This is a genomic window from Methylobacterium sp. (assembly GCF_028290105.1).
Taxonomy (GTDB): Bacteria; Pseudomonadota; Alphaproteobacteria; order Rhizobiales; family Beijerinckiaceae; genus Methylobacterium.
This window is the reverse complement of sequence record NZ_JAQGKL010000088.1, coordinates 25153-49019: the sequence shown is the minus strand read 5'-3', so window position 1 is coordinate 49019 and position 23867 is coordinate 25153. Positions and strand designations below refer to the sequence as shown.

The following is a 23867-nucleotide window of genomic DNA, read 5'->3' as shown; positions in this document are numbered from 1 at the left end:
CGTCGCCTCGATAGACCGTGTAGGTGCCGTCATGGGTCGGTTTCACGCGAATCACGTTGGACATGGCTGTCACCCTGTCGAATAGGTTAGACGCGAAATCTTCTGGCGGAGATGAGATCTTTAACGCGCCATTCAGACTACGCAAGTCCCGGCTACGACTACGCAAACTATTTCCATTGCGCGTCGCAACGCAATTGTTGGTATTCCAAGAAAAGATCGAAAATATGTGAGCCCGTTCAACGAAGGCTGTCGCGTGCGGCGCAACATCGCTGGTTGTGGGCTTCGCACGGTCCATGTGCGAATACGCAGCGAATCGGCATCCCGCCGACGCGCCGGCTTTGCGCGCGAACAACCGCGCATGCACGACGTGCGTGCCTGTCAGCAGCGGATCATACGGAGATGCAAAGGTCAGGAAAAAACTGTTGGCGCGCCCACGGGGAATCGAACCCCGGTCTGATCCGTGAGAGGGACCTGTCCTAACCGCTAGACGATGGGCGCGGAACGGCGGGACGCGTTCGGTGATCGCTGAGGCGATCCGTGCTTCCCGGCCGATGGGCGATCGTATAGCGAGGGTCGCGCGGCGCCACAAGACCCGAAATGGCGCCATCGTCGCCCGAGCGACGTTTTTGACCCGACCGACATTCGGAAATTGAAGGACCTTGCCTTGCAGGTAACGGAAGACCATAGCGCGACCCTCGGCGAGGACGCGACGCCCGAGCGCCTGGACCGGGCCCTGGCTCGCGCCTTTCCCGATGTTTCGCGCTCGCGCCTCCAGGATCTCGTCCGTGCGGGACACGTGCGCTGGAACGGCACCGTCAGCCTCGACCCGTCCGTGAAGGTCGGGCCGGGGGCCGAACTCGCCGTGACCGTACCGGAGGCGGTGGCGCCGGAGCCGGTGGCGCAAACCCTCGACCTCGTCATCGTCTACGAGGACGACGACCTCATCGTCATCGACAAGCCGGCGGGCCTCGTGGTGCATCCGGCGCCGGGCCACGATTCCGGTACCCTGGTGAACGGCCTGATCGCCCATTGCGGCGCCAGCCTGTCCGGCATCGGTGGGGTGCGCCGGCCCGGCATCGTCCACCGGCTCGACAAGGACACCAGCGGGCTGCTCGTGGTGGCCAAGAACGATCTGGCCCATGCGGGCCTGACCGCGCAATTCGCCGATCATGGCCGCACGGGGCCGCTGGAGCGGGCCTATCTCGCCCTGGTCTGGGGCGTGCCGGAACCGCGCTTCGGCACGATCGAGGCCAACCTCGCGCGCAGCCAGCGCAACCGGGAAAAGATCGCTGTGGTGCGCGGCGAGGCCGGACGCCACGCGATCACGCATTACCGGGTCGAGGCGGCGCTGGGAGCGGAGGGGACGGTCTCCCTCGTCCGCTGTGTGCTGGAGACGGGGCGCACGCACCAGATCCGGGTGCATCTCAGCCATCGCGGCCACCCGCTTTTGGGCGACGCGGTCTATGGCGGCGCGTTCAAGACCAAGGCAAGCCGGCTGTCGGAGGCGTCACGCGCGGCGCTCCTTGATCTCGGCCGCCAGGCGCTCCACGCAAGCGTGCTCGGCTTCGCGCATCCGCGCACCGGGGAGACGCTGCATTTCGAGAGTCCGCTACCGCCGGAGATGACCGCGTTGATCGCGCACCTGAAGGCCGGACCGTAACAGGGCCGCCACAGTCAAGCCGGCGCGAGCGTGCGCCAGGACACGGCGGGCTGCGGCTTTTCGTGACATGACTGATCACAAGCCGGACCCCGCGCGTTGACGAGAACTTCGTGCTGCGCGTCGCCTTTCCGAGCCCATCGATTTTCCTGTAAGACAGGGGGATCGGACGGCCGGCTCAGGAGAGCGGCGGTTCGCTTCGGACCGCCCATCGGGGGTCTTCACCAGGAGGTAATCATATGGCCGGCGCATTGCCAGTGCTCGCCACCGAAGGTGGCCTTTCGCGCTACCTCGATGAGATCCGCAAGTTTCCGATGCTCGAGCCGAACGAAGAGTTCACGCTCGCGAAAGACTGGCGCGAGAAGGGCGACCGCGGTGCGGCCCACCGCCTCGTCACGTCCCACCTACGCCTCGTGGCCAAGATCGCCATGGGCTATCGCGGCTACGGCTTGCCCATCGGCGAAGTCGTTTCCGAGGGCAATGTCGGGCTGATGCAGGCGGTCAAGCGCTTCGAGCCCGACAAGGGCTTCCGGCTCGCCACCTACGCGATGTGGTGGATCAAGGCGGCGATCCAGGAATACATCCTGCGCTCGTGGTCTCTCGTGAAGATGGGCACCACCGCCAACCAGAAGAAGCTGTTCTTCAACCTGCGCAAGGCCAAGGGCCGCATCTCGGCGCTCGACGAGGGCGACCTCAAGCCGGATCAGGTCGCGCAGATCGCCATCAAGCTGGGCGTGCCCCAGCAGGAGGTGATCGACATGAACCGGCGCCTGTCCGGCGACACCTCGCTCAACGCGCCCTTGCGCGAAGAGGGCGAGGGCGAATGGCAGGACTGGCTCGTGGACAACAGCCCGAGCCAGGAGACGGTGCTCGCCCGCGAGCAGGAGGGGCAGAACCGCCTCTCGGCCCTGCGCGACGCCCTCTCGGTCCTGAACCCGCGCGAGCGCCGGATCTTCGAGGCGCGCCGCCTGTCGGACGATCCGATCACGCTGGAGGATCTTTCCGGCGAATTCGGTGTCTCCCGCGAGCGCGTTCGCCAGATCGAGGTCCGGGCCTTCGAGAAGATCCAGGAGGCGGTCAAGCGCAACCTCGCGACCCGCGAGGCCCCGCGCGTCGAGGCTCACGCCTGATCGCCATGCCTCCCTCGGGAGCGTCACAAAAAAGGCCCTCGGGATTGTCCCGAGGGCCTTTTCGTTTGCGATCGGCGCTGCTGGTGCGCCCCCTACTTCAACGCGAACGGCCTCAACGCCACTGGTCGAAGGCCTTCTGAAGCACCTGAGTCCCGGCCCCGCCCTTTTCGAAGGCGACGATCCCGCGCAGGCCCGAATTGAACTTCAAGGTCACGTCGAACCAGTTCTTGCGCAGCAGGATGTCGGTGTTGCGCTCGATGTCGTTCGGCAGCGAAGACAATCCGATGAGGAACAGGTTCTCGCGCACGCGAACCGGCAGGCCCGCGACCGGCGAGCCGCGCGCGCCTTCCTCGTCCTTGCCCTGAAGCAGGCCGATATCCTGCACGGCGTGCTGGGCGGCGTTCGGCCCGGTCTCCGTGAAGACCAGCTCGATGGTATGCGAGGCCGGCAGGGAGGCGTCGAGGTTCCGGCGCAGGGTCATCGCCAGGGAGAAGCCGGCATCGGGGAAATCGGCCTTGGCGCGGACCACCGTCTCCAGGGGTTGCCCCTGCTCACCCGGCACCGTGTCGAGGCGCCAGACCACCCGGCCCTGGGTGGCGTTCGGCGGAGTGTTCGAGGTCGCGCTGGTCTTCTCCTCGTAGAGCATCGCCCGCTGCGCGATGGCGAGATCGGTCTCGTTCTGCGGCGAGACCGGCGAAGGCGTCGCCGGAGCCGTGGGACGCCGGGCCTGCGCCTGGCGTTCCGTGGGTGCGGCCTCGCCCCCGACCCGGTCGGCGAATTTCGACTCCGCCCCGTCCTGGGCATTCTCCTGGATCTCGGATGCGACCGGCTGGAGGTCGGCGGGCTTGTCGCGCAGGAGGAAGGCCGCAACGGCGATCAGGCCGATGACGACGAGGAGGATGCTGCCGACCAAGAGGTTGCGAAGCAGGCGCGAACGTCCCGCGCGCGGCGTGACCACCTCGATGCGCGGGCGCTGGCGCTGGCCGTTCCCGTCGAGGACCGACGGCTCTGCGGAGGCCCCGGGCGCGTCGATGGATGGATCGGCCGCCTCAGGCGTCGCCGGGGCCACGAAGGGCGGGGACTTGCCTTTGCGAGCCTGGATGCGGACCGCAGGCGCGATAGGCTCCGGCGGGGCCTGGACTTCGGGGGGCAGCGGCGGCGGCGCCTCGGGAGGCAAGGGCGCGGCCTGGAAGGGCAAGGGCGCGGCCGCGGGAGGCACGGGCACCGCCCCGACATCGGGACCGGCGACCGGGGTGGGCGGGAGCGTCGCCTTGGGCAGGCTCGCGCCTGGCCGTTTCTGCTCGGAGGCGTCCGGCTGGAAAGCTTGCGACTCGGAAGGTTGCGGCTCCTCAGGAGCATTCGGCTCGGGAAGGTGCGCGTCGGCCACCGGCGGCTCGGTCGCGACCAGTTCGGCAGCCGCAGGTTCGGGGCGGCTCGGCTCGGGCAGATCCGCGACGTCGTTCGCCGGGCTCGGCACGAACGGCTCGGGCTCCGGCGGTGTCGGCGCAGGTGCCGCGGGCGCGCCGTGGTCCTGCTCGAGACGCTGGATCGCGGCCTCGAGGGCGTTTCGCTCCAGGTCGATGTCGTCTTCCGACAGCGGGGGATCGAGGGAGCGCAGCTGTCCGATCAGCGCGCCGCGCGCGCGCGCGTAGACCGCCTCGCGCAGGGCGGGCGAGCGGTCCGGCATCGCGTCGAGCGCCCGTGCCAGCAGTGGGTAATAGTCGGCCATCGTGCCTCAGGTCCGCCCTTGTCCCGGCGGCTGGCTGGCCGCTCCGTCCCGCAATCCCCGAGAGCGGCGCACCGCGCGACACGGCGGCCGCCGCACGGGCGTCGTGGACGCGGCCGCATCATCCTCACGCGGCCTCATCCCCGGCAAGCGTGAAACCGCCTCAGTCCTCAAAGGGGTTGTGCATGAGGATGGTGTCGTTCCGCTCGGGGGACGTCGAGAGCAGGGCGACGGGCGCACCGATCAATTCCTCGATGCGGCGCACGTACTTGATCGCCTGCGCCGGCAGGTCGGCCCAGGAGCGGGCGCCCGCCGTGGTGCCGGCCCATCCCTCGATGATCTCGTAGATCGGCTCGACCTTGGCCTGGGCCGCCTGGTTGGCGGGCAGGTGATCGAGCACCTGGCCGTCGAGGCGGTAGCCGGTGCAGACCTTGATGGTCTCGAAGCCGTCGAGGATGTCGAGCTTGGTCAACGCGATGCCGTCGATGCCGGAGGTCCGCACGGTCTGGCGCACCAGCACCGCGTCGAACCAGCCGCAGCGGCGCTTGCGCCCGGTGTTGACGCCGAACTCGCGGCCCTTGGCGCCGATCAGCTCGCCGATCTCGTCGAAGAGTTCGGTGGGGAAGGGGCCTTCGCCGACGCGGGTGGTGTAGGCCTTGGCGATGCCGAGCACGTAGCCGATGGCGGACGGGCCCATGCCGGAGCCCGTGGCGGCCTGGGCGGCGACGATGTTGGAGGAGGTCACGAACGGGTAGGTGCCGTGATCGACGTCGAGGAGCGCCCCTTGGGCGCCCTCGAACAGGATGCGCTTGCCCGCGCGGCGCTCGTCATCGAGGAGCTTCCAAACGGGCTCGGCGAAGGGCAGGATGGTGGGGGCGATCGCCTTCAGTTCGGAAAGCAGCGCGCCGGCATCCACCTCGGCGATGCCGAGGCCCCGGCGGAGCGCATTGTGGTGGGTCAGCACCCGCTCGATCTTAGCTTCCAGCGTGGTCTCGTCGGCGAGGTCGACCACCCGGATGGCGCGCCGGCCGACCTTGTCCTCGTAGGCCGGGCCGATGCCGCGCTTGGTGGTGCCGATCTTGAGACCCGCATTCGAGGTCTCGCGGAAATGGTCGAGCTCGCGGTGGAGCGGCAGGATCAGGGTGGCGTTGTCGGCGATCCGCAGGGTGCGGGGGGAGATCTCGACGCCCTGCGCCTGGAGGCGGGCGATCTCGTCCACGAGATGCCAGGGATCGACCACCACGCCGTTGCCGATCACCGAGAGCTTGCCGCCGCGTACCACGCCCGAGGGCAGCAGCGCCAGCTTGTAGGTGACGCCGTCGATGACCAGCGTGTGGCCGGCGTTGTGGCCGCCCTGGAAGCGGACCACCACGTCGGCCTGCTCGGAGAGCCAATCGACGATCTTGCCCTTGCCTTCGTCACCCCACTGGGCGCCTACGACGACGACGTTTGCCATTCACCTGAAACCTGTGCCGTAACCCGCGCGAAAGCAGCCCGACCTGTCGGGCGGACCGCTCTGCTGTCACGGGTCTTTCCGCGATCCGTGCGCGGAAATCAAGCAAGGGGCTCGGCCGGCCCCCGAACGGGCCGGGACGAGGCTCAGCGCGCCTCTGTCCCGGGCTCGCGACCGGGCAGGTCGCCGGGCTTGATCACCGGCATCGACCCCGTATTCGTCTCGGGCGGCGTCACCACCATCCCGGGGGCCGTATTGCCCGGCGGCTTGATCACGCCGTCGCTCTTCTCGAGCTTGTCGCTCAAGGTGCCCTTGTCGGCGGAACCGTCGGACGGGCGGATCTTGTCGGGGATGGTTTGGTTCGGCGGCGGCAGGGCCGGATCGCTGTCCCGGCCCTTCAAGGGCGCGTCGGGCGACTGCGCGAGGGCCGACCCCGCCACGAGGGTGAGGCCGACGGCGAGGGTGAGGATGGCGCGCATGAAGTCTCCTGTCCCGGTTGTAGGGTTCGAGGGAGAACAGGCCCGGCGCCGAACCGTTCCTCTGTTGGGACGATGGTCCTTCCGCGGCGCGTGCCCGCGCGGGCGGCGCTCAGACGCTCTCGCGGGCCATGCCGAGGTAGAGTTCGCGCAGGCGCCGGGTGTGCGCGCCGGGACGCCCCTCGCCGACGACGTGCCCGTCGATGGCCACCACCGGCATCACGAAGGCGGAGGCGCTGGTGTAGAAGGCTTCCGCGGCATCCTTCGCCTCGGCGACGCCGAACAGGCGCTCCTCCAGGGTCAGGCCCGTCTCGGCGGCCAGACGCAAGACCGCCTGCCGGGTGATGCCGGGCAGGAGGGCGGTGGAAAGCGGGCGGGTGACCAGCGTGCCCCCCTTGGTGATGATGAACGCGGTGGAAGACGAGCCCTCCGTCACCGCGTCGTCCTCGACCATCCAGGCCTCGGCGACCCCCGCGGCGGCGGCCTGTTGCTTCGCCAGCACCTGGGCGAGCAGGGCCACCGACTTGATGTCCCGGCGCTTCCAGCGCAGGTCCGGCACGGTGATGACCTTGGCGCCGCTCTCGGCCAGCGGGTTCTTGGCGACGGCCTTGGCCTGCGTGAACATCATCACGGTGGGCGCCGTGTCGGCCGGCGGATAGGCGAAGTCACGCTCGTACACGCCGCGCGTCACCTGCATGTAGACCAGCCCCTCGGATAGGCCGTTGCGCGCGACGAGGTCGGTCTGCAGCGCCACCCACTCGGAAAGGGAGTGGGGGTTGCGGATGTCGATCTCGCCCAGCGACCGGTCGAGGCGGGCGAGATGCGCCTCGTTGTCCACGAGGCGCCCGTCGAGCACCGCCGAGACCTCGTAGATCCCGTCGGCGAAGAGGAAGCCCCGGTCCATGATCGGCACGCGCGCCTCGGCGAAGGGCAGGAAGTCGCCGTTGAGATAGACGATGCGGGCTTGGGACACGGGGCTTACCTCTTTCTCGACGGGCATCTCGACGGCGGGACGCAGGAACCGTGCGCGGCGGGGCTCAGGAGGCCCCGAACACGCGCGAAAAGATCGTGTCCACGTGCTTGAAGTGGTAGCCGAGGTCGAAGCATTCCTCGATCTGCTGTGGAGTGAGCGCGGCGATCACGTCGGCGTCGGCCTTGAGGAGCGCCAGGAAGTCCCCCTCGCCACGCCAGACCGGCATCGCGTTGCGCTGGACGAGGCGGTAGGCATCCTCGCGCGAGACGCCGGCCTGGGTCAGGGCCAGCAGCACGCGCTGCGAGTGGACGAGGCCGCCGAGCTTGTCGAGGTTGCGCCGCATGGTCTCGGGGTAGATCAGCAGCTTGTCGATGACGCCGGTGAGGCGGCCCAGCGCGAAGTCGAGGGTGACGGTGGCGTCGGGGCCGATCATGCGCTCCACGGAGGAATGCGAGATGTCCCGCTCGTGCCACAGCGCCACGTTCTCCATGGCGGGCAGCGCGTAGGAGCGCACCATGCGGGCGAGACCCGTGAGGTTCTCGGTGAGCACGGGGTTGCGCTTGTGCGGCATGGCCGAGGAGCCCTTCTGCCCCTCGGAGAAGAACTCCTCGGCCTCCAGCACCTCCGTGCGCTGGAGGTGGCGCACCTCGATGGAGAGGCGCTCCACGGAACTGGCGACGACGCCCAGGATCGCGAAGAACATGGCGTGGCGGTCGCGCGGGATCACCTGCGTCGAGACGGGCTCGGGCGTCAGGCCCATGGCTTTCGCGACGTATTCCTCCACGCGCGGGTCGATGTTGGCGAAGGTGCCGACCGCGCCGGAGATGGCGCAGGTGGCGATCTCCTCTCGCGCGGCGACGAGGCGGGCGCGGTTGCGCTCGAACTCCGCATAGGCCTGCGCCAGCTTCAGGCCGAAGGTGACGGGCTCGGCGTGGATGCCGTGCGAGCGGCCGATGGTCGGGGTCAGCTTGTGCTCGAAGGCCCGGCGCTTGATCGCGGCGAGCAGGGCGTCGACGTCCTTGATCAGCAGGTCGGCGGCGCGCACGAGCTGCACGTTGAGGCAGGTGTCGAGGACGTCGGAGGAGGTCATGCCCTGGTGGACGAAGCGCGCGTCGGGCCCGACGATCTCGGCCAGATGGGTCAGGAACGCGATGACGTCGTGCTTGGTCACGGCCTCGATGGCGTCGATGCGCGCCACGTCGAAGACCGCGTCGCGGCCCTTCGCCCAGATCGTCTCTGCGGCTTCCTTCGGGACGACGCCGAGTTCGGCGAGCGCCGTGGTGGCGTGCGCCTCGATCTCGAACCAGATCCGGAAGCGCGTTTCGGGGGACCAGATCGCGGTCATCTCGGGGCGGCTGTAACGGGGGATCATGCGGCGCCTCGGATCAACGCGTCGGGACAGGGTAGCGGGCGCCTAGCACGCGCGGGCGAAGCGCTCAACGCAAGGCGGCGCAGGCGCCCGTCCGGACCGTTGCATTCCGGTGACACCCGGAACCGGAACAGCATAGCCTGGAAGAGTTCCAGACATAAAACCGGCAACAACATTGCCGAAAGATCTGAGGATGTTGCCACCAAGGTTCTAGCCGTTCTTAGAACCAATACAAAACATAGCTCAGGATTGAATTGTCCGCCCGCTTGCTCGAAACGCGCTTCCGCTTAGACGGGCAAAACCGCGTCCGATCTGAACGGAACAGGCGCAAGGACAACACGATACGACGCGACGTCGGGTGGGCAAGGCGATGGGCACGCAAACGACCTTCAAGATCTCCGCGCTTCTGATGTGCGGCACCGCCCTGACGGCGGGTGCGCAGGCCCAGCCGGCGGTGCTGCCGGAGGGCACGGCGGTCACGCTCGATCAGCTCAGCGTCGAGGGCGTGCGCGGGAACACGGTCGGCTACCTGACCCGGGCGACCCGCAGCGCCACGAAGACCGACACGCCGCTCCTCGACACGCCGCAATCGATCACGGTCATCAGCCAGGAGCAGGTTCGGGACCAGAACTTCCAGAACCTCACGGACCAGCTTCGCTATGTGCCCGGCGTGATCCCGGCTCAGGGCGAGAGCAACCGCGACGAGGTCGTCATCCGGGGCCAGAAGACCAACGCGGACTTCTTCGTCAACGGCGTGCGCGACGACGTCCAGTACTTTCGCGACCTCTACAACATCGAGCGTATCGAGGTGCTCAAAGGTCCCGATTCGCTCATCTTCGGGCGCGGCGGCGGCGGCGGCGTGATCAACCGCGTCCTCAAGGAGGCGGACGGCCTGCGCGTGCGCCAGATCGTGACGGGATTCGGTCAGTTCAACCAGAAGCGCGTGGCCGTCGATTTGGGCGACCGAATCAGCGACAGCGTGTTCTTCCGCCTCAACGGGGTGTTCGAGGACAGCCAGACCTACCGCCAGTTCGGGGAGCTGCAGCGTTACGGCATCAATCCGACGATGACGTTCCTGCTCGGACCGGCCACCACGCTGAAGCTCTCCTACGAGTTCTTCCACGACGACCGCTTCCCCGATCGCGGGATACCCTCGCAGAACGGCCGGCCCTACAACTACAGGAACAACATCCGGACGTTCTTCGGCAATCCGGACGTGAACACCACGCGGGTGGACGCCAACATCGCCACCGCCACCCTCGACCACACCTTCGAGTCGGGCGTGCAGATGCGCAACCAGCTGCGCTTTGCCGACTACAACCGCTTCTACGCCAACACCCTGCCGAACGCGCCCGTCAACGCGGCCGGCACGCAGGTGGCGATCTCCGGCTACCGCAACGAGACCGATCGGACCAACTACTTCAGCCAGAACGACTTCACGTATAAATTCCTCACCGGCGACGTGAAGCACACCCTGCTCGCCGGCTTCGAGCTCGGCTACCAGGAGGGCCTCGCCTTCCGGCAGACCGCCTTCTTCAACACCGGCAACAGTCTCGTCACCAGCGTGGTGGTCAACCCGATGGCGCCGCTCACCCGCGCGCCCGTGACGTTCCGAAACAACGGAACCACCGACGCCAACTTCCGCTACGATCTCGGCCTGGCCGCGGCCTACGCCCAGGACCAGATCGATCTCAACGAGTACGTCCAGATCGTCGGCGGCCTGCGCTACGACTACTTCGACTTCTCTTCGCAGGGCCGTGCCACGGGCCTCGTCAACGCGCGGGTCGACAACCTCGTCTCGCCGCGCGCCGGCCTGGTCATCAAGCCCCTGGCGAACCTCGCCTTCTACGGCAGCTACAGCGTGTCCTACCTGCCGTCCTCGGGCGACCAGATCGGCACCTTCTCGCCGGGTCTCGCCATCGCCAAGCCGGAGGGTTTCCAGAACCTCGAGGTCGGCGTGAAGTACGACGTCACCCCGACCTTCCAGGTCACAGGCGCCCTCTACAACCTCGACCGCACCAACCAGCGGCTGGCCGACCCGAACAATGCCGGCTTCTTCATCCTGTCGGGCAAGACCAACACGCAGGGCGCCGAGATCGGGGCCAACGGCTACGTCACCGACTGGTGGCAGGTCGCCGGCGGCTACGCCTTCACCGATGCCCGCATCGAGAGCAACACCTCGGCGACCATCGTGAGGGGCAACACCGTCGGGCTGGTGCCGTTCAACAGCGTCTCGCTCTGGAACAAGTTCGACATCACCCCGCAGCTCGGCATCGGCATCGGCGTGATCCACCAGACCCACACCTTCGCCACCTCCGACGACACCGTGCGGCTGCCGGGCTACACCCGCTTCGACCTCGGGTTGTTCTACAACATCTCCGAATCCGTGCGGGCCCAGGTGAACATCGAGAACCTGTTCGACCGGCGCTACATCTACACGGCCGACAACAACCAGAACATCACGCCCGGCGCGCCCCGCACCATCCGGGCGCAGATCATCGCGAAGTTCTGATATCGCGAGCGGGTGGAGCCTACTCCACCCGCTGCCAGCCCGGTCCCATCAGGCGCTCCTGCGGAGTGAAGCGGGCCTTGTAGTCCATCTTGCGCGAGCCCTCGACCCAGTAGCCGAGGTAGAGGTAGGGCAGGCCGAGATCGGCCGCGCGGCGGATATGGTCGAGGATCATGTAGGTGCCGAGCGAGCGGTGCGCCTCGGCCGGATCGTAGAACGAGTAGACCATCGACAAGCCGTCGGAGAGCACGTCGGTGAGGCAGAGCGCGACGGTCGGCCCGGTGCCGCGCCCGTTGATCGCCGTGTCGGGGCCCCGTCGGCGATAGGCCACGAGGTGGGTGTCCACGTGACTGTCCTCGATCATCATGGCGTAGTCGAGCACAGTCATGTCGACCATGCCGCCATCGCCATGGCGGGCGTCGAGGTAGCGCCGAAACAGGGCGTATTGCTCGGAGGCAGGGCGGTTAGGCTCCGGATTGCCGACGAGGTCCGCGTTGCGCTGCAGGATGCGGCGCTGGCTGCCCGAGGGAAGGAAGTCGGCCACCACCACCCGCACCGAGATGCAGGCGCGGCAGGATTCGCAGGCCGGCCGATAGGCGATGGTCTGCGACCGGCGAAAGCCACCCTGCGTCAGGATCTCGTTGAGGTCCCGGGCCCGGCGGCCCACGAGGTGGGTGAAGACCTTCCGTTCCTCCTGCCCCGGCAGGTAGGGGCAGGCGGAGGGCGCCGTCAGGTAGAATTGCGGGGTGTCACGGGAATGGCTCGTCACGCTGTCCGTCGCTCGCCGCGCGGGGATTGCGAAAGGCGCGCCCCAAGACTTGAGTGTATCCGCAACGCGGGCCGGCTCAACACCCCGCAGGGCACCCGCGACGATTTCGTGCGAAACCTTCCCGGTCCCTTCGCCCGAACCGCCTTTGGCGTCGCGGGATCTCAGGTGGCGCGCACCACGGCGAGGCCGAGGATGAGGTCATGGCCGAGGCGGCGATCGGCACGCACGAGGCCGATGCCAACATCGAGGGCCCAGAGCACGAAGGCCGAGGCCACCGCCACGTAGAACAGGAGCGCATGGATCGCCGCCGTGAGGTAGTCGACCCGGGCGCCGCTCTCGGGCGCCACGACGCGCAGGCCCATCATCCGCATACCCCAGGTACCCTGGCCGGCGCCCCCCACGGTCAGCGCGCTGTAGAGGATGCCGCTGGCGGGGAGGATCGCGAACAGCGTCCAGCCGAGGCCGAAGGTCAGCGCGCCGATCACGGTGATCACCAGGGTCAGGAGCGCCGTGAATCCGAAGATGAACAGGATGTCGAGGAGATAGGCGACGAAGCGGGCGCCGAGGCTGCCGCGCACGTAGGGCACGGGAAACTGGGGGGCGTAGCCGGTCTGGACGCGCTCGGCGTAGGGGCTTTGGGTCTCGCGCATGGTGGCGCTCCTGAGCGGCGCTCGCGGGATGGAGCGGCTGCATTCCGCGTCGAGACATGGGTTTGCACCGCACCGGACTCAAGATCCGGCAACGAGGAACCTATCTCCGCGCGGTGTGCCTCAGCGGGTCCCGGCGCCGGGATCGGCGGCGGCGGCCTCCGGCGTATCGAGGTAGTAGTGGCGCAGCAGGTAGAGGCTGGCGCCGTTGACCGGGCCGCCCTCCGTGGCAAGACTCAGGAGCTCGGCCCCGGGACCGAATCCGCAGGCGACCCAGCGCTGGCGCGCCGCCTGTCCGGGCCGGCCCGATACCGCGTAATCGACCCGAACCTCGTCGTAGGTCGCGCCGGTCGCCACACGCAGCAGCTTGAGGCTGGTATCCGGCGGTGCCAAGGCCGGCACGACGCGCCGGCAGATCGCGGCCCGCTGGCGGTCCACCGAACTCTCGCAGGCGGCAAGTCCCAAAAGCGCGACCAGCCCGAGCGCGGTGGCGCTAAACCTCACGCAGGAAACCTCACGCGAGGAACCTCACACGCCTCCGCGCAGCCGCTCGGCGACCCGGAGCGCATAGTAGGTCAGCACGCCGTCCGCGCCAGCGCGCTTGAAGGCGAGCAGGCTCTCGACCATGGCCCGGTCGCCGTCGAGCCAGCCGTTGCGGGCGGCGGCCTCGATCATCGCGTACTCGCCCGACACCTGGTAGGCGAAGGTCGGCACCGCGAACTCGTCCTTCACCCGGCGGATGATGTCGAGATAGGGCAGACCGGGCTTGACCATCACGGAATCGGCGCCCTCGGCGATGTCGAGGGCGACCTCGCGCATGGCCTCGTCGGAATTGCCCGGGTCCATCTGGTAGGTGCGCTTGTCGCCCACGAGCGCCGCCTGCGTGCCGATGGCGTCGCGGAACGGGCCGTAGAACGCGCTCGCGTACTTGGCCGCGTAGGCCATGATCTGCACGTCGCGAAACCCCGCCCGGTCGAGGCCGGCCCGGATCGCGCCGACCCGCCCATCCATCATGTCGGAGGGGGCGATGATGTCGGTGCCGGCCTCCGCCTGGATCAGGCTCTGCTCCACGAGGAGCGCGACCGTCTCGTCGTTGAGGATCGCACCGTCTTGCAGCAGGCCGTCATGGCCGTGGCTGGTATAGGGGTCGAGGGCGACGTCGGTCATCAGGCCGAGTTCGGGCACCGCCTTCTTCACCGCCCGCACCGCCCGGCAGACGAGGTTTTCGCGGTTCAGGGACTCGGAGCCGGTGGGGTCACGCAGGGCCGGCTCGGTATAGGGAAAGAACGAGATCGCCGGGATGCCGAGGCGCGCCGCCCGTTCGGCGTCGCGCACCACCTCGTCGACGCTGAGGCGCTCGACCCCCGGCATCGACGCGATGGGCTCGCGGCGTCCCGAGCCCTCGATGACGAAGAGCGGCCAGATCAAGTCGTCGACCGTGAGGGTATGCTCGCGCACGAGGCGGCGCGACCACTCGGCCTTGCGGTTGCGGCGCGGGCGCTGGGTGATGCTGAGCCCCGCCGGGCGGGCCGATTCCTGCGCGGTCTCGACGGCGAGGGGACGCGGGGTCGCGGGTTCGTTCGTCATCGTGCTCGGACTCGATGGTGTTCGGCCCGAACCGTCCGGTCCGGGCGGAACGGGCCTAACACATCCGCAAAACCCTTCGAAACCCGTGATGCGGACGCAGGGATGTCCGCCCTCCACGCGTTGCGCGTTCCGGCTGCGCCAAGCCCGGCTGCGCCAGTTCCCCCTGCGGCCCACCGATTGACGCCGCCGGCCAAAACCTCGTCTAAGCGGGCGATCCGATTGGGAGCGACGATGGCGGAGACGGGCGAAGCGGAGATCCTGTTCGAGCGGCGTGGAGCCGTCGGCCTCGTGACGCTGAACCGGCCGCGCGCGCTCAACGCCCTGACCCTGGCGATGCTCCAGGCGATGCAGGCGCAACTCGACGCCTGGGCCGGCGACGACGCGGTGACCCGCATCGTCCTGCGCGGCCGGGGCGGGCGCGCCTTCTGCGCCGGAGGCGACATCCGGCAGGTCTACGCCCTCGCGCAAGCTGGCGATCACGCGGCGGTGGATGCGTTCTGGCGCAGCGAGTACCGGCTCGACGCCACCGTGAAGCACTTCGCAAAGCCCGTGATCAGCCTGATCGAGGGCCTCGTCATGGGTGGCGGCAACGGCATCTCGGTCCATGGCAGCCATCGGGTCTCGTCGGACACCTACAGCTTCGCGATGCCGGAGGTCGGGATCGGCCTGTTTCCTGATGTCGGTATGACCCACGTCCTGCCGCGCCTGCCGGGGCTGACGGGCACCTACCTCGCGTTGACCGGCGCCCGCATCGGGCCGGGCGACGCGCATGCCGTGGGGCTCGCCACCCACCACGCGGCGGCCGCCGATTTCGACGCCATCGTGGAGGCTCTCGGTACGGGTGAGGCGGTCGACGCGGTGCTCGCCGCACATGCGCGGCCGGTGCCGGAGCCGGGCGTGCTGGTCGCGCACCGCGATGTGATCGACACATGCTTTGCCGCCGGGACGGTGGCGGAAATCCTGGCGCGCCTCGACGCGGACGCCTCGCCCTTCGGCGCCGAGACGGCCGCGCTGATGCGCACGCGCTCGCCCACCAGCCTCGTCCTGGTGCGCGAGCAGATGCGCCGGGGCGGGCGGATGACCTTTGCCGAGGCGATGCTCACCGAGTACCGCATGGCGAGCGCCCTGATGCGCGGCCACGATTTCTTCGAGGGCGTGCGCGCCGCCGTCATCGACAAGGACGGCGCGCCGGCCTGGAAACCCGCCACCCTGGAGGCCGTCGACGCGCACGCGATCGCTGCCGCCTTCGCACCGAGTGCGGTGCCCGAACCGCGATTCGACCGATGAGGAGAGCCGCCCGATGCGCGGATTGACGAAGGTGGGGGGGCCCCGCGAGGTCCGGGGCCGTGGCAACGAGGGCGGGGCCGACCGGATCGAACGGTCCCCTCAGGTGCCGCAGACCGGATGGGACGTGGTGCTGGTCTGGTTCATGCGCCTTGCCGCCCTGTTCTGGCTGGCCAAGGCGGTGGGCACCTGGGCCAGCATTCTCGACGTGCTGCCGGGCGCCCGGCCATTCGAGTCGGAGCCGATCGGGCGCCAGAGCGTCATCGTCTATTTCGCGGTGATCGACGCGATGGCGGCGGTGGGCCTCTGGCTGACCAGCGCCTGGGGCGGGGTGCTCTGGCTGCTCGCCGCCACGAGCGCGCTCACCCTGGCAGTCCTGACACCGCAACTGCTGCCGATGTCGGTGCCGCACCTGGCAATACAGGGCGGAATTATTGCGTTGTATTTTATCTTGTCTTACCTGGCGGCCCGGGAAATCCGGTAAACGGGGCGTTACGCCGATCGCTTCATCTTGCATTTACCCATAGAGGTAAATCGCAAATTCATCCTATCGCTTAAACCGTCTTTCATTCGCGGCTCCTAGGTTGGCTTCAAGAGCGGTGGCGAAGAACACCGGCCCCACAGCACAGAGACCTGACGAGGCGCATGATGAAGTCCCAGGCTGCCAAGGTTATCGAAACCAACACTGCCCCCGAGACCGCCCCGGCGCACGGCTCGTATCTCGAAGCCCTGCACCTCGTGGAGCGCCTGCACCGGCGCCTCCTCGACGTCATCAAGGACGAGTTCGAGCGCCGCGAGCGCGAGGACGTGAACAGCGTCCAGGCGCTGCTCCTCTACAACATCGGCGACAAGGAGCTGACCGCGAGCGAGCTGCGCACCAAGGGCTACTATCTCGGCTCGAACGTCTCCTACAACGTCAAGAAGCTCGTCGAGGCCGGCTACCTCCACCACGCCCGTTCGAAGACCGATCGCCGCTCGGTGCGCATCAGCCTCACCGACAAGGGCCGCCAGATCCACGACATCATCCAGACGCTCTACGACAAGCACGCCCGCACCATCCAGCCGATCGGCGGCATCTCGGACGACGATTTCGGACGCCTCAACGTGGCGCTGAGCCGCCTCGAGCGCTTCTGGACCGACCAGATCCGCTACCGGCTCTGAGGGCGGAGCGCTCGACTTCCTTGTGAGTGGCACAAGTCCGGACCGATCCAATCCGCTACCCGGCTCTGATCCTGGACCTCATCGAAACGAAGAGTCGGTCGGCAGCGATGCCGTCCGGCTCTTCGCGTTTTCAGGCAAGGAACGGCAGCAGATGCGCCAGCACGGCGTCGGGCGCCTCCTCCTGCAGGAGGTGGCCGCAGGGGAGGGCGTGGCCGGTGACCCGATCGGCCTTCTCGCGCCAGGTCTCGGCCACGTCGTAGAGGGCGCCCACGGTGCCGAGGCCGCCCCAGAGGGCGAGGAGCGGGGCGGTGACCCGCCGGCCCGCCGCGTCGTCGGCCCGGTCGTGGTCGAGGTCGATCCCGGCGGCGGCCCGGTAATCCTCGCAGATCGCGTGGATGCCGCCCGGCATCCGGTAGCAGCGCAGGTATTCCCGGATCATGGCCTCGCTCGGCACCCCTGGCGTCCGGCTCTGGCCGGCGAGGTGGTGGCGCAGGTAGGCCTCCGGATCGGCGCCGATCATGCGCTCCGGCAAGGGCGCCGGCTGGATCAGGAAGAACCACCAGAAGTACCGGGTGGCGAACGCACGGTCGGTGCGCGCGTACATCGTCAGGGTCGGCGCGATGTCGAGGACGGCGAGGCGATCGACGGCCTCCGGGTGGTCGAGGGCCATGCGGTGCGCCACCCGTCCGCCGCGATCGTGCCCGACCACGGCGAAGCGCGCGTGGCCGAGCGATTGCATCAGCGCCACCATGTCGGCCGCCATGGCGCGCTTGGCGTAGGGCGCATGGTCGTCGGCTGACGGCGGGCGGTCGGAATCGCCGTAGCCGCGCAGGTCCGCCGCCACCACCGGGTGCCCGGCCTCCACGAGGCGTGGGCCCACCGCATGCCAGGTGGCGTGGGTCTGGGGATGCCCGTGCAGGAGCAGCACCGGCAACCGGTCGCCGCCCGGCGACAGGGCCGCGCGCAAGGTGACGCCCGGTAGCGCGATGTCGGCCAGGGTGAAGCCGGGCAGGAACGGGCTCGGGCCCCGCTCGACCAGATTCATGACCAGCCGGTCCACGCCACGGACGCCTCAGCCCTTCCAGTTCTTCAGGGCGGCGAAGGGGCTCGCCGCCGGGTCGGGAGCGGGCGGGTTCAGCACCGGCTCCACCTGCGCCATGGCATCCGCGAGCGAGAAGGCGGTGCCGCTGGTGAGCTTGCCCCCGGCCGCGTCCTTGTGGCCGCCGCCCCGGAACCGCCGGGCGCCATCGAGGGCGGTCTCGTTGTTGGAGCGGAACGACATCGAGCCCGCCCGCTGCACATTGAGGACGCGGGTGGCCCGCCCGCCCTCCATGATCAGGTCGGAGACGCGCTGGAAGGTGCCCGAATCGAGGCCGAAGGACATCAGCGTGCCGTCGGAAAGCGGGTGGAAGAGATCCGAGCGGGCGAGCACGCGGGCGATCCGCATGCGAGTGGTGAGGGTGCGGTCGTCGCCGGCATCGTCGGCGAGGTAGCGGTCGACGATGGCCGTGCGCAGGGCGCCCACCTGCCCCTCGATCATGGCCGGGGTCGCCCCGTCGCCGAGCAGGCGCGCCACGCCGAGCAGCAGGTCGCTCACGAAGCGGTCGTGCCAGGGGTGGCCGATGGGGACGAGGTTCGAGACGTTGTCCCAGAAGATCTCGTCGAGGCTCGCGCCCGCGCGGAATTCCGGACGGTCCTTGCGCCAGAGGTCGACCGCGTCCACCGCCGTCACCAGGGCGCCGAGGATCGGGTCCTCCCCGGCCGCACGCGTGGCGTAGAGGGACCGGTGCTCGTAGGCCATGCGGGTGGCGCAGTGGCTCTCGTCGATGAGCACGACGATGTTCGGGTCATCAAGGTCGAAGCGCTGCACGCCCGGCGCTTCGGGGAGGGGGTGCGGCTCCAGCTTCTGCTCGCGGAGCTGGTCCACCGAGGAGGCGTGGTGGTCGAGCACGATCAGGCGGTGGCGGGTCGCCTCGTCGCGGCGGCGATTCAGGGCGGCAAAGCTCCGGATGAAGCTGACGGCGACCGCCTCCAGACCGAGATCGGTCATGACGATCATCTCGGGCACGCTCACCTTGCCGAGGCGCTTCAGCTCGGCCTCGACCACCGGGCCGACATCGGAATAGCGCGGCACGTGCACGATCCGCGACACGTCGGCGAACTGGCCGACCACCGTGGAGGCGCCGTAGCCGTCGAGGTCGTGGTGGGTGATCTGGGTGACGTTCACGGGAATCGGTCCTCGGGCGAAACGGAAGGCCGAGCCTGCGGCCGTCCCGGCTGTTCTGTCCTGGCAGCCCTTATGCGGCAGACGGACGGCGGCGGCGAGCCCCGGCGCTGTCGGCCAGACGACCGTCGAGCAAATCTTGCCTTCGTGCCGGTGTCGGGTGTTCGTGATGATGGGCAGCGGACCTGCGGCACTCCGCCCGATCACGCCTCGCGGAGAGGCTTGCGCATGTAGATGGCGGCGGGTCGAAGGTTCGGCTTCGTGCCACCGTGCTGCCCGAGTCGGTGCAACAGAGGTACGACCGGGTTCGAGGCGAAACCGGATGCGACCAAGCACACGTTCCCCTCCGCGAGACCGCGTCGGTTCGGCGGTGGATCAATGCGGCGATGGGCTTGCCTCCCGGGCCCGAACCGGGATGGTGCGAACAGACCACGAACAGATCGCGCGAGGAGACCCATCCGCGATGGACCCGGACGAGGCCGGCCAGCTCCGAAAGATCATCCACATCGACATGGATGCGTTCTACGCCTCCGTGGAGCAGCGCGACGACCCTGCGCTCAAGGGGCGTCCGGTGGCGGTGGGCGGCTCGCGCGAGCGCGGCGTGGTCGCGGCGGCAAGCTACGAGGCGCGGGTGTTCGGCGTGCGCTCGGCCATGCCCTCGGTGACGGCGCGCCGGCTCTGCCCCGACCTCGTTTTCGTGAAGCCCCGCTTCGACATCTACCGGGCGATCTCGGAGCAGATCCGAGCGGTGTTCGCCGAGCACACGGACCTGATCGAGCCCGTCGCCCTCGACGAGGCCTATCTCGACGTGACGCACAACCGCCAGGGCCTGGCCACCGCGACCGAGGTCGCGCGGGCGATTCGGGCGGCGATCCGCGAGCAGACCGACCTCGTCGCCTCGGCGGGGGTCTCCTACAACAAGTTCCTGGCCAAGGTGGCCTCGGACTTCCGCAAACCCGACGCCCTGTTCGTGATCACGCCGGCGATGGGCCCGGCCTTCGTGGCGGACCTGCCGATCGGGCGCTTCCACGGCGTCGGGCCGGTCACCGAGGCGCGAATGAAGGCGATGGGGATCCTGACCGGACGCGACCTGCGGGCCCTGAGCCTCGACGCCCTCGTGGCGCGCTTCGGCGCCTCGGCTCCCTACTATTACGGCGTGGCGCGGGGCATCGACGAGCGGCCGGTGCGGGTGAACCGGGTCCGCAAATCCATCGGCGCGGAGAACACCTTCTCGGAGGATTCGTCGGATCTTGACGTGCTCGCCGGACGCCTCGGCCCGATCCTCGACAAGGTCTGGACGGCGGCGACCCACAAGGAGGTCCGTGCCAGGACGGTGACCCTGAAGGTGAAGTTCGCGGATTTCGAGCAGATCACCCGGGCCCGCTCGCTCACGGGCTTCGTGGGCGACCGCATGGACCTGGAACGCATTGTCCTGGCGCTCCTGCGCGAGACCTTTCCGCTCCGGCGCAGCGTGCGTCTGCTCGGCGTCTCGCTGTCCGGCCTCGAGCACGGACCGGTGCCCGAGCCCCGGCAACTCGGCCTCGCGCTTTGAGACGCCCAAACGAAAGGGGCGTCGCCCTCACAGGCCACGCCCCTTCGGATCGGCAAGCCCCGCGAAGGGGGCCTGCGATCACCCTCAGTTGAAGGTATCGATCTCGGCGGACTCGTAGCTGGTGACTTCCATGCCGACGCAGATCTCGGAAACGATGGGGGCGGACCACTTCATGACGTCTCTCCTGAATTGATTGGTTTGGATGCGCTCTGGATACCCACGGGGCCATCAAAGACCCGAATCGCAGGCGATACCTTCAGTTGAAGGTGTCGATCTCAGCGGACTCGTAGCTGGTGACTTCCATGCCAACGCAGACTTCCTGAACGATGGGGGCGGACCACTTCATGGGGGAACTCCTTCGTGCTCGACGCCTCTGATATGCCGTTGTGTTGGGCACAACACAAGTGGGCACTACACTTATATTTCTCATAGGATCATGGTGACTGCGGGACCGGCGTAGGCGGCATGCCCGAAAACCCGCGTCTTTTCAGACATATGGTGCCGAGAGCTCGAACTCGGAAGGGCTCCGCCGGCACGCTCCGCTTCCGGGTCGACGGCCCGGCCGCGCTTCACATCGCCGAAGCCGCGCTTCAGGCTTGACGCGGGCGGGCCGCGAGGCGCACTCACGCGCCGCCGGGCCGGCGTGCGGGCCGATTCATGCCCTCATGTTCCTGCCCTCACGCGGTCCCGGCTCCCAACCGACGAACCCCATGCCCAGCGACAGTCCCGAACGATCGCCCGCGCCGTTCGCGGCCGTCTCCGCTCCCGTCCTTCGACGCTGAGGCCCCCTGGGCTCCGGCCGGGGCCGGTCCGGACCGGCTCGCACACGGCCGGATCGCGCCACCAGGCCGAGGTGAGCCCATGAACGAGATCGCCCCCTTCCCGACCGGCATCGATCCGGCCGTCCTCGCCGCGCGCCTGTCCGACGAGCGGGCCCCCGACATCGTCGAGGCCCTGAACGAGGAAGCCCCCGAGGTCGCCGCCGCCATCCTGCTCGGGCTGCCGCAGGAGCGGGCGATCGAGGTGCTCGACCAGCCGGAACTCGACTGCGCCGCCGACATCATCGAGATGCTGCCGCGCGACCGCGTCGCCAGCTTCCTGTCGGGCATGTCGGCGGACCGCATCACCGACGTCTTTCGCGAGATCGAGGAGCCCGGTCGCTCGGACCTGCGCGCGCGCCTCGACGCGGAAACACGCGGGGCCGTGGACCGGCTCAGCGCCTACGGGGAGGAGAGTGTCGGCTCGCTGATGACCACCGAATTCGTCGCCGTACCGGGCAACTGGACGATTCAGCAGACCCTCGACCACGTCCGCCAGGTCGAGAAGACCCGCGAGACGATCTACGCGATCTTCGTGCTCGACCCGCGCACCCGGGCGCTCACCAAGGCGGTGCCGCTGCGTCGGCTGATCTCGGGCAATCCGGGGGACAACGTGCTTTCGGTGGCCCCGGGCCGGCGCCCGCTCGCCGTCTCGCCGACCGCGAGCCGCGAGGAGGCGGCCCGGCTGATCTCGAAATACGACCTCCTGGCGCTCCCCGTCATCGACGCGGTCGGCCATCTCATCGGCATCGTCACCGTGGACGACATGATCGACGCCATGATCGAGAAGCAGACGCAGGACGTGCAGCGCTTCGGCGGCATGGAGGCCCTGCCCGAGCCCTACATGGATATCAGCTTCGGCACGATGATCCGGAAGCGGGCCGGCTGGCTCTGCGCCCTGTTCCTCGGCGAGATGATGACGGCGACCGCGATGCAGGGCTTCGAGGGCGAACTCGAGAAGGCCATCGTGCTGACCCTGTTCATCCCGCTGATCATGAGTTCGGGGGGCAATTCGGGCAGCCAGGCGACCTCGCTGCTGATCCGGGCGCTGGCGCTCCACGAGGTGCGCCTGCGCGACTGGTGGCGGGTGGCGATCCGCGAACTGCCCACCGGGCTGGTGCTCGGCACGATCCTCGGCGCGATCGGGATCGTGCGCATCGTGGTCTGGCAGAAGACGGGGCTGTACGATTACGGCGAGCACTGGATGCTGGTGGCCGCCACCGTCGGAGCGGCCCTCGTCGGCATCGTCACCTTCGGGTCGCTCACCGGGTCGATGCTGCCGTTCCTGCTGCAGCGCCTCGGCTTCGATCCGGCCACCGCCTCGGCGCCTTTCGTCGCGACCCTCGTCGACGTCACGGGCCTCGTCATCTACTTCTCGGTGGCGATGCTGATCCTGCGCGGGACGCTGCTGTAGCGGCCGCCTCAGGCCCGGGAGCGCAGGCGGGCGTCGCCCAGGACCGAGTTGGCGAGGCGGTCCGGCCCGATCTCGTCGGCGGAATAGCCGACGAGGGCGGCCAAGCTCTCGCGGGCCCGCCAGACCCGACTCTTCACCGTCCCGATCTTGCAGCCCATCACGGTGGCGGCCTCGTCGTAGGTCATGTTGTCGATAGCGACGAGGGTCAGCGCCTGGCGCAGGGTGCTCGACAGCCGGCCGATGGCGGCGTTCACGTCTTCCAGGTCGAGGACGCCGCCCTGGGCCGGCAGGGTGACGAGTTGCGCCGCGTAGCTGCCATCGGTGTCCTCGACCTCGTGGACGCGCTTGCGCTGGCCCGAATAGAACGTGTTGCGCATGATGATGGTGAGCCAGCCGCAGACATTGGTGCCGGGCGTGAAGCTCTCGCGGTACATCCAGGCCCGCAGCATCGTATCCTGCACGAGGTCGTCGGCGCGGGCTGCGTCGCGGGTCAGCGAGAGCGCATATTTGCGCAAGCCCGGCGCATGGTCCTGAAGACCCTGGCGCACCTCCGCCGTGAGGGACTCGCCGCGGGCCGCCAGCACGGCTTCCAGGCGGGCGAGGAGGACGGCGAAGCGGTCGGGCCGCTCCTCCTCGAGAAACGCGTAGGTCTCGCGCAGATGCCGTCCGAGAGTTCGTCTGATCGCGGGCGGGAGCGGCGGCGCCCCGTCGATCATGGCATGAGACGGAGCGTGAGATGCTGATTGCGAAGTCATTCAGTATCTTCTCAGGCGAGCGGAAGCGGCAAAGGCACGCTCCCTGGAATGCCCTAGAGTTGTGCAAAACTAAGAACGCGCCTGCATCAACACAGGTTAATGGTAGGAAATCCGGTCCGAATTTGCGCGGTTTCGTACCAAACTTGGCTATAACGCACACGGACCGAAGTCTTTTACGCCGGCAGAACCTGGACGCGCACAACAAAGAGCCCGCCGCGGCGCTGTGCCGGGCGGGCCGAGTCTCGGGAGGAACGCATGATGCGTGTCTCGTCAACTGATCGGACGGCGATGAGTTCAGACGCGCAGCCACCGGCAACACGAACGTTCGACCGGATCAGTCGCGATCACGAAATCGTGAGGTCG

Annotated in this window: 22 protein-coding genes and 1 tRNA gene; 8 read left to right on the top strand and 15 right to left on the bottom strand. The window is 68.5% G+C overall.

What is annotated here, in order from left to right:
- Positions 1 to 423: 423 nt before the first annotated feature.
- Positions 424 to 498 (bottom strand) — tRNA-Glu (locus tag JWQ05_RS07190).
- 166 nt (positions 499 to 664) lie between these two features.
- Here JWQ05_RS07190 and JWQ05_RS07185 point away from each other — a divergent pair.
- Both JWQ05_RS07185 and rpoH read left to right on the top strand, forming a co-directional pair.
- Positions 665 to 1660, top strand: a complete 996-nt coding sequence (locus tag JWQ05_RS07185; RefSeq protein ID WP_299656743.1) for an RluA family pseudouridine synthase — start codon at positions 665 to 667, stop codon at positions 1658 to 1660.
- Positions 1661 to 1896: 236 nt separating this feature from the next.
- Entirely contained in the window at positions 1897 to 2787 is an 891-nt protein-coding gene (gene rpoH, locus JWQ05_RS07180) for an RNA polymerase sigma factor RpoH (protein WP_299656741.1), read from the top strand.
- A gap of 112 nt (positions 2788 to 2899) precedes the next feature.
- On the opposite strand, the gene JWQ05_RS07175 is transcribed toward rpoH, so the two are convergent.
- The 5 genes from JWQ05_RS07175 to purB form a co-directional block, all read right to left on the bottom strand.
- On the bottom strand, positions 2900 to 4516 hold the full coding sequence (locus tag JWQ05_RS07175) for a histidine kinase (protein ID WP_299656739.1): 1617 nt from the start codon (positions 4514 to 4516) through the stop codon (positions 2900 to 2902).
- A 160-nt stretch (positions 4517 to 4676) separates the two neighbouring features.
- On the bottom strand, positions 4677 to 5969 hold the full coding sequence (locus tag JWQ05_RS07170; protein WP_299656735.1) for an adenylosuccinate synthase: 1293 nt from the start codon (positions 5967 to 5969) through the stop codon (positions 4677 to 4679).
- A gap of 143 nt (positions 5970 to 6112) precedes the next feature.
- Positions 6113 to 6445 (bottom strand): hypothetical protein, encoded by a 333-nt coding sequence (locus tag JWQ05_RS07165; RefSeq protein ID WP_299656732.1) that lies wholly within the window; start codon positions 6443 to 6445, stop codon positions 6113 to 6115.
- A gap of 109 nt (positions 6446 to 6554) precedes the next feature.
- The gene (locus tag JWQ05_RS07160) at positions 6555 to 7415 is read right to left on the bottom strand and encodes a D-amino-acid transaminase (RefSeq protein ID WP_299656729.1); all 861 of its coding nucleotides are present in this window, start codon (positions 7413 to 7415) and stop codon (positions 6555 to 6557) included.
- 64 nt (positions 7416 to 7479) lie between these two features.
- Complete coding sequence (purB, locus tag JWQ05_RS07155) at positions 7480 to 8787, bottom strand: adenylosuccinate lyase (RefSeq protein WP_299656727.1); 1308 nt, start codon at positions 8785 to 8787, stop codon at positions 7480 to 7482.
- Between the two features lie 367 nt (positions 8788 to 9154).
- On the opposite strand from purB, the gene JWQ05_RS07150 reads away from it, so the two are divergent.
- Entirely contained in the window at positions 9155 to 11296 is a 2142-nt protein-coding gene (locus JWQ05_RS07150; RefSeq protein ID WP_299656725.1) for a TonB-dependent siderophore receptor, read from the top strand.
- Positions 11297 to 11315: 19 nt separating this feature from the next.
- Here the strand turns inward: JWQ05_RS07150 and JWQ05_RS07145 are convergent, their stop codons facing one another.
- The 4 genes from JWQ05_RS07145 to hemB all read right to left on the bottom strand — a co-directional run bounded on the left by JWQ05_RS07145 (position 11316) and on the right by hemB (position 14296).
- Positions 11316 to 12062 (bottom strand): arginyltransferase, encoded by a 747-nt coding sequence (locus JWQ05_RS07145; RefSeq protein WP_299656722.1) that lies wholly within the window; start codon positions 12060 to 12062, stop codon positions 11316 to 11318.
- A 161-nt stretch (positions 12063 to 12223) separates the two neighbouring features.
- Positions 12224 to 12712: an RDD family protein gene (locus JWQ05_RS07140; RefSeq protein ID WP_299656719.1), complete on the bottom strand. Its 489-nt coding sequence runs from the start codon at positions 12710 to 12712 to the stop codon at positions 12224 to 12226.
- Positions 12713 to 12832: 120 nt separating this feature from the next.
- A complete protein-coding gene (locus JWQ05_RS07135) occupies positions 12833 to 13213 on the bottom strand; it encodes a hypothetical protein (RefSeq protein ID WP_299656716.1) in 381 nt (126 codons plus the stop codon).
- 24 nt (positions 13214 to 13237) lie between these two features.
- A complete protein-coding gene (hemB, locus tag JWQ05_RS07130) occupies positions 13238 to 14296 on the bottom strand; it encodes a porphobilinogen synthase (protein ID WP_299656713.1) in 1059 nt (352 codons plus the stop codon).
- A gap of 231 nt (positions 14297 to 14527) precedes the next feature.
- On the opposite strand from hemB, the gene JWQ05_RS07125 reads away from it, so the two are divergent.
- From JWQ05_RS07125 to JWQ05_RS07115, 3 genes are all read left to right on the top strand, one after another.
- Positions 14528 to 15583, top strand: a complete 1056-nt coding sequence (locus tag JWQ05_RS07125) for an enoyl-CoA hydratase/isomerase family protein (RefSeq protein WP_299656710.1) — start codon at positions 14528 to 14530, stop codon at positions 15581 to 15583.
- Between the two features lie 13 nt (positions 15584 to 15596).
- Positions 15597 to 16064, top strand: a complete 468-nt coding sequence (locus JWQ05_RS07120; protein ID WP_299656707.1) for a DUF6163 family protein — start codon at positions 15597 to 15599, stop codon at positions 16062 to 16064.
- A gap of 164 nt (positions 16065 to 16228) precedes the next feature.
- Entirely contained in the window at positions 16229 to 16741 is a 513-nt protein-coding gene (locus JWQ05_RS07115) for a winged helix DNA-binding protein (protein WP_299656752.1), read from the top strand.
- Positions 16742 to 16871: 130 nt separating this feature from the next.
- On the opposite strand, the gene JWQ05_RS07110 is transcribed toward JWQ05_RS07115, so the two are convergent.
- The gene (locus JWQ05_RS07110) at positions 16872 to 17786 is read right to left on the bottom strand and encodes an alpha/beta hydrolase (protein ID WP_299656703.1); all 915 of its coding nucleotides are present in this window, start codon (positions 17784 to 17786) and stop codon (positions 16872 to 16874) included.
- A 27-nt stretch (positions 17787 to 17813) separates the two neighbouring features.
- Positions 17814 to 18968 carry a dimethylmenaquinone methyltransferase gene (locus JWQ05_RS07105; RefSeq protein ID WP_299656700.1) on the bottom strand — a complete coding sequence of 385 codons (1155 nt, stop codon included), beginning with the start codon at positions 18966 to 18968 and terminating at the stop codon, positions 17814 to 17816.
- 460 nt (positions 18969 to 19428) lie between these two features.
- On the opposite strand from JWQ05_RS07105, the gene dinB reads away from it, so the two are divergent.
- Positions 19429 to 20517: a DNA polymerase IV gene (gene dinB, locus JWQ05_RS07100; RefSeq protein WP_299656697.1), complete on the top strand. Its 1089-nt coding sequence runs from the start codon at positions 19429 to 19431 to the stop codon at positions 20515 to 20517.
- A gap of 84 nt (positions 20518 to 20601) precedes the next feature.
- Here dinB and pqqA (JWQ05_RS07095) read toward each other — a convergent pair whose 3' ends face one another.
- Both pqqA (JWQ05_RS07095) and pqqA (JWQ05_RS07090) read right to left on the bottom strand, forming a co-directional pair.
- Positions 20602 to 20691 (bottom strand): pyrroloquinoline quinone precursor peptide PqqA, encoded by a 90-nt coding sequence (pqqA, locus tag JWQ05_RS07095; RefSeq protein ID WP_299656695.1) that lies wholly within the window; start codon positions 20689 to 20691, stop codon positions 20602 to 20604.
- 82 nt (positions 20692 to 20773) lie between these two features.
- The gene (gene pqqA / locus JWQ05_RS07090; RefSeq protein WP_109951178.1) at positions 20774 to 20863 is read right to left on the bottom strand and encodes a pyrroloquinoline quinone precursor peptide PqqA; all 90 of its coding nucleotides are present in this window, start codon (positions 20861 to 20863) and stop codon (positions 20774 to 20776) included.
- A 515-nt stretch (positions 20864 to 21378) separates the two neighbouring features.
- On the opposite strand from pqqA (JWQ05_RS07090), the gene mgtE reads away from it, so the two are divergent.
- The gene (gene mgtE, locus JWQ05_RS07085; protein WP_299656679.1) at positions 21379 to 22749 is read left to right on the top strand and encodes a magnesium transporter; all 1371 of its coding nucleotides are present in this window, start codon (positions 21379 to 21381) and stop codon (positions 22747 to 22749) included.
- 8 nt (positions 22750 to 22757) lie between these two features.
- Here mgtE and JWQ05_RS07080 read toward each other — a convergent pair whose 3' ends face one another.
- Positions 22758 to 23465, bottom strand: coding sequence for a sigma-70 family RNA polymerase sigma factor (locus tag JWQ05_RS07080; RefSeq protein WP_299656676.1), 708 nt, complete (start codon positions 23463 to 23465; stop codon positions 22758 to 22760).
- Positions 23466 to 23867: the final 402 nt, after the last annotated feature.

Excerpts from the sequence above, each read along its gene's own strand:
- rpoH (WP_299656741.1), top strand. The coding sequence starts at position 1,897 with ATGGCCGGCGCATTGCCAGTGCTCGCCACCGAAGGTGGCCTTTCGCGC.
- JWQ05_RS07175 (WP_299656739.1), bottom strand. The coding sequence starts at position 4,516 with ATGGCCGACTATTACCCACTGCTGGCACGGGCGCTCGACGCGATGCCG.
- JWQ05_RS07170 (WP_299656735.1), bottom strand. The coding sequence starts at position 5,969 with ATGGCAAACGTCGTCGTCGTAGGCGCCCAGTGGGGTGACGAAGGCAAG.
- JWQ05_RS07165 (WP_299656732.1), bottom strand. The coding sequence starts at position 6,445 with ATGCGCGCCATCCTCACCCTCGCCGTCGGCCTCACCCTCGTGGCGGGG.
- purB (WP_299656727.1), bottom strand. The coding sequence starts at position 8,787 with ATGATCCCCCGTTACAGCCGCCCCGAGATGACCGCGATCTGGTCCCCC.
- JWQ05_RS07150 (WP_299656725.1), top strand. The coding sequence starts at position 9,155 with ATGGGCACGCAAACGACCTTCAAGATCTCCGCGCTTCTGATGTGCGGC.
- JWQ05_RS07140 (WP_299656719.1), bottom strand. The coding sequence starts at position 12,712 with ATGCGCGAGACCCAAAGCCCCTACGCCGAGCGCGTCCAGACCGGCTAC.
- hemB (WP_299656713.1), bottom strand. The coding sequence starts at position 14,296 with ATGACGAACGAACCCGCGACCCCGCGTCCCCTCGCCGTCGAGACCGCG.
- JWQ05_RS07125 (WP_299656710.1), top strand. The coding sequence starts at position 14,528 with ATGGCGGAGACGGGCGAAGCGGAGATCCTGTTCGAGCGGCGTGGAGCC.
- JWQ05_RS07120 (WP_299656707.1), top strand. The coding sequence starts at position 15,597 with ATGCGCGGATTGACGAAGGTGGGGGGGCCCCGCGAGGTCCGGGGCCGT.
- JWQ05_RS07115 (WP_299656752.1), top strand. The coding sequence starts at position 16,229 with ATGAAGTCCCAGGCTGCCAAGGTTATCGAAACCAACACTGCCCCCGAG.
- JWQ05_RS07110 (WP_299656703.1), bottom strand. The coding sequence starts at position 17,786 with ATGAATCTGGTCGAGCGGGGCCCGAGCCCGTTCCTGCCCGGCTTCACC.
- dinB (WP_299656697.1), top strand. The coding sequence starts at position 19,429 with ATGGACCCGGACGAGGCCGGCCAGCTCCGAAAGATCATCCACATCGAC.
- pqqA (WP_299656695.1), bottom strand. The coding sequence starts at position 20,691 with ATGAAGTGGTCCGCCCCCATCGTTTCCGAGATCTGCGTCGGCATGGAA.
- pqqA (WP_109951178.1), bottom strand. The coding sequence starts at position 20,863 with ATGAAGTGGTCCGCCCCCATCGTTCAGGAAGTCTGCGTTGGCATGGAA.
- mgtE (WP_299656679.1), top strand. The coding sequence starts at position 21,379 with ATGAACGAGATCGCCCCCTTCCCGACCGGCATCGATCCGGCCGTCCTC.
- JWQ05_RS07080 (WP_299656676.1), bottom strand. The coding sequence starts at position 23,465 with ATGATCGACGGGGCGCCGCCGCTCCCGCCCGCGATCAGACGAACTCTC.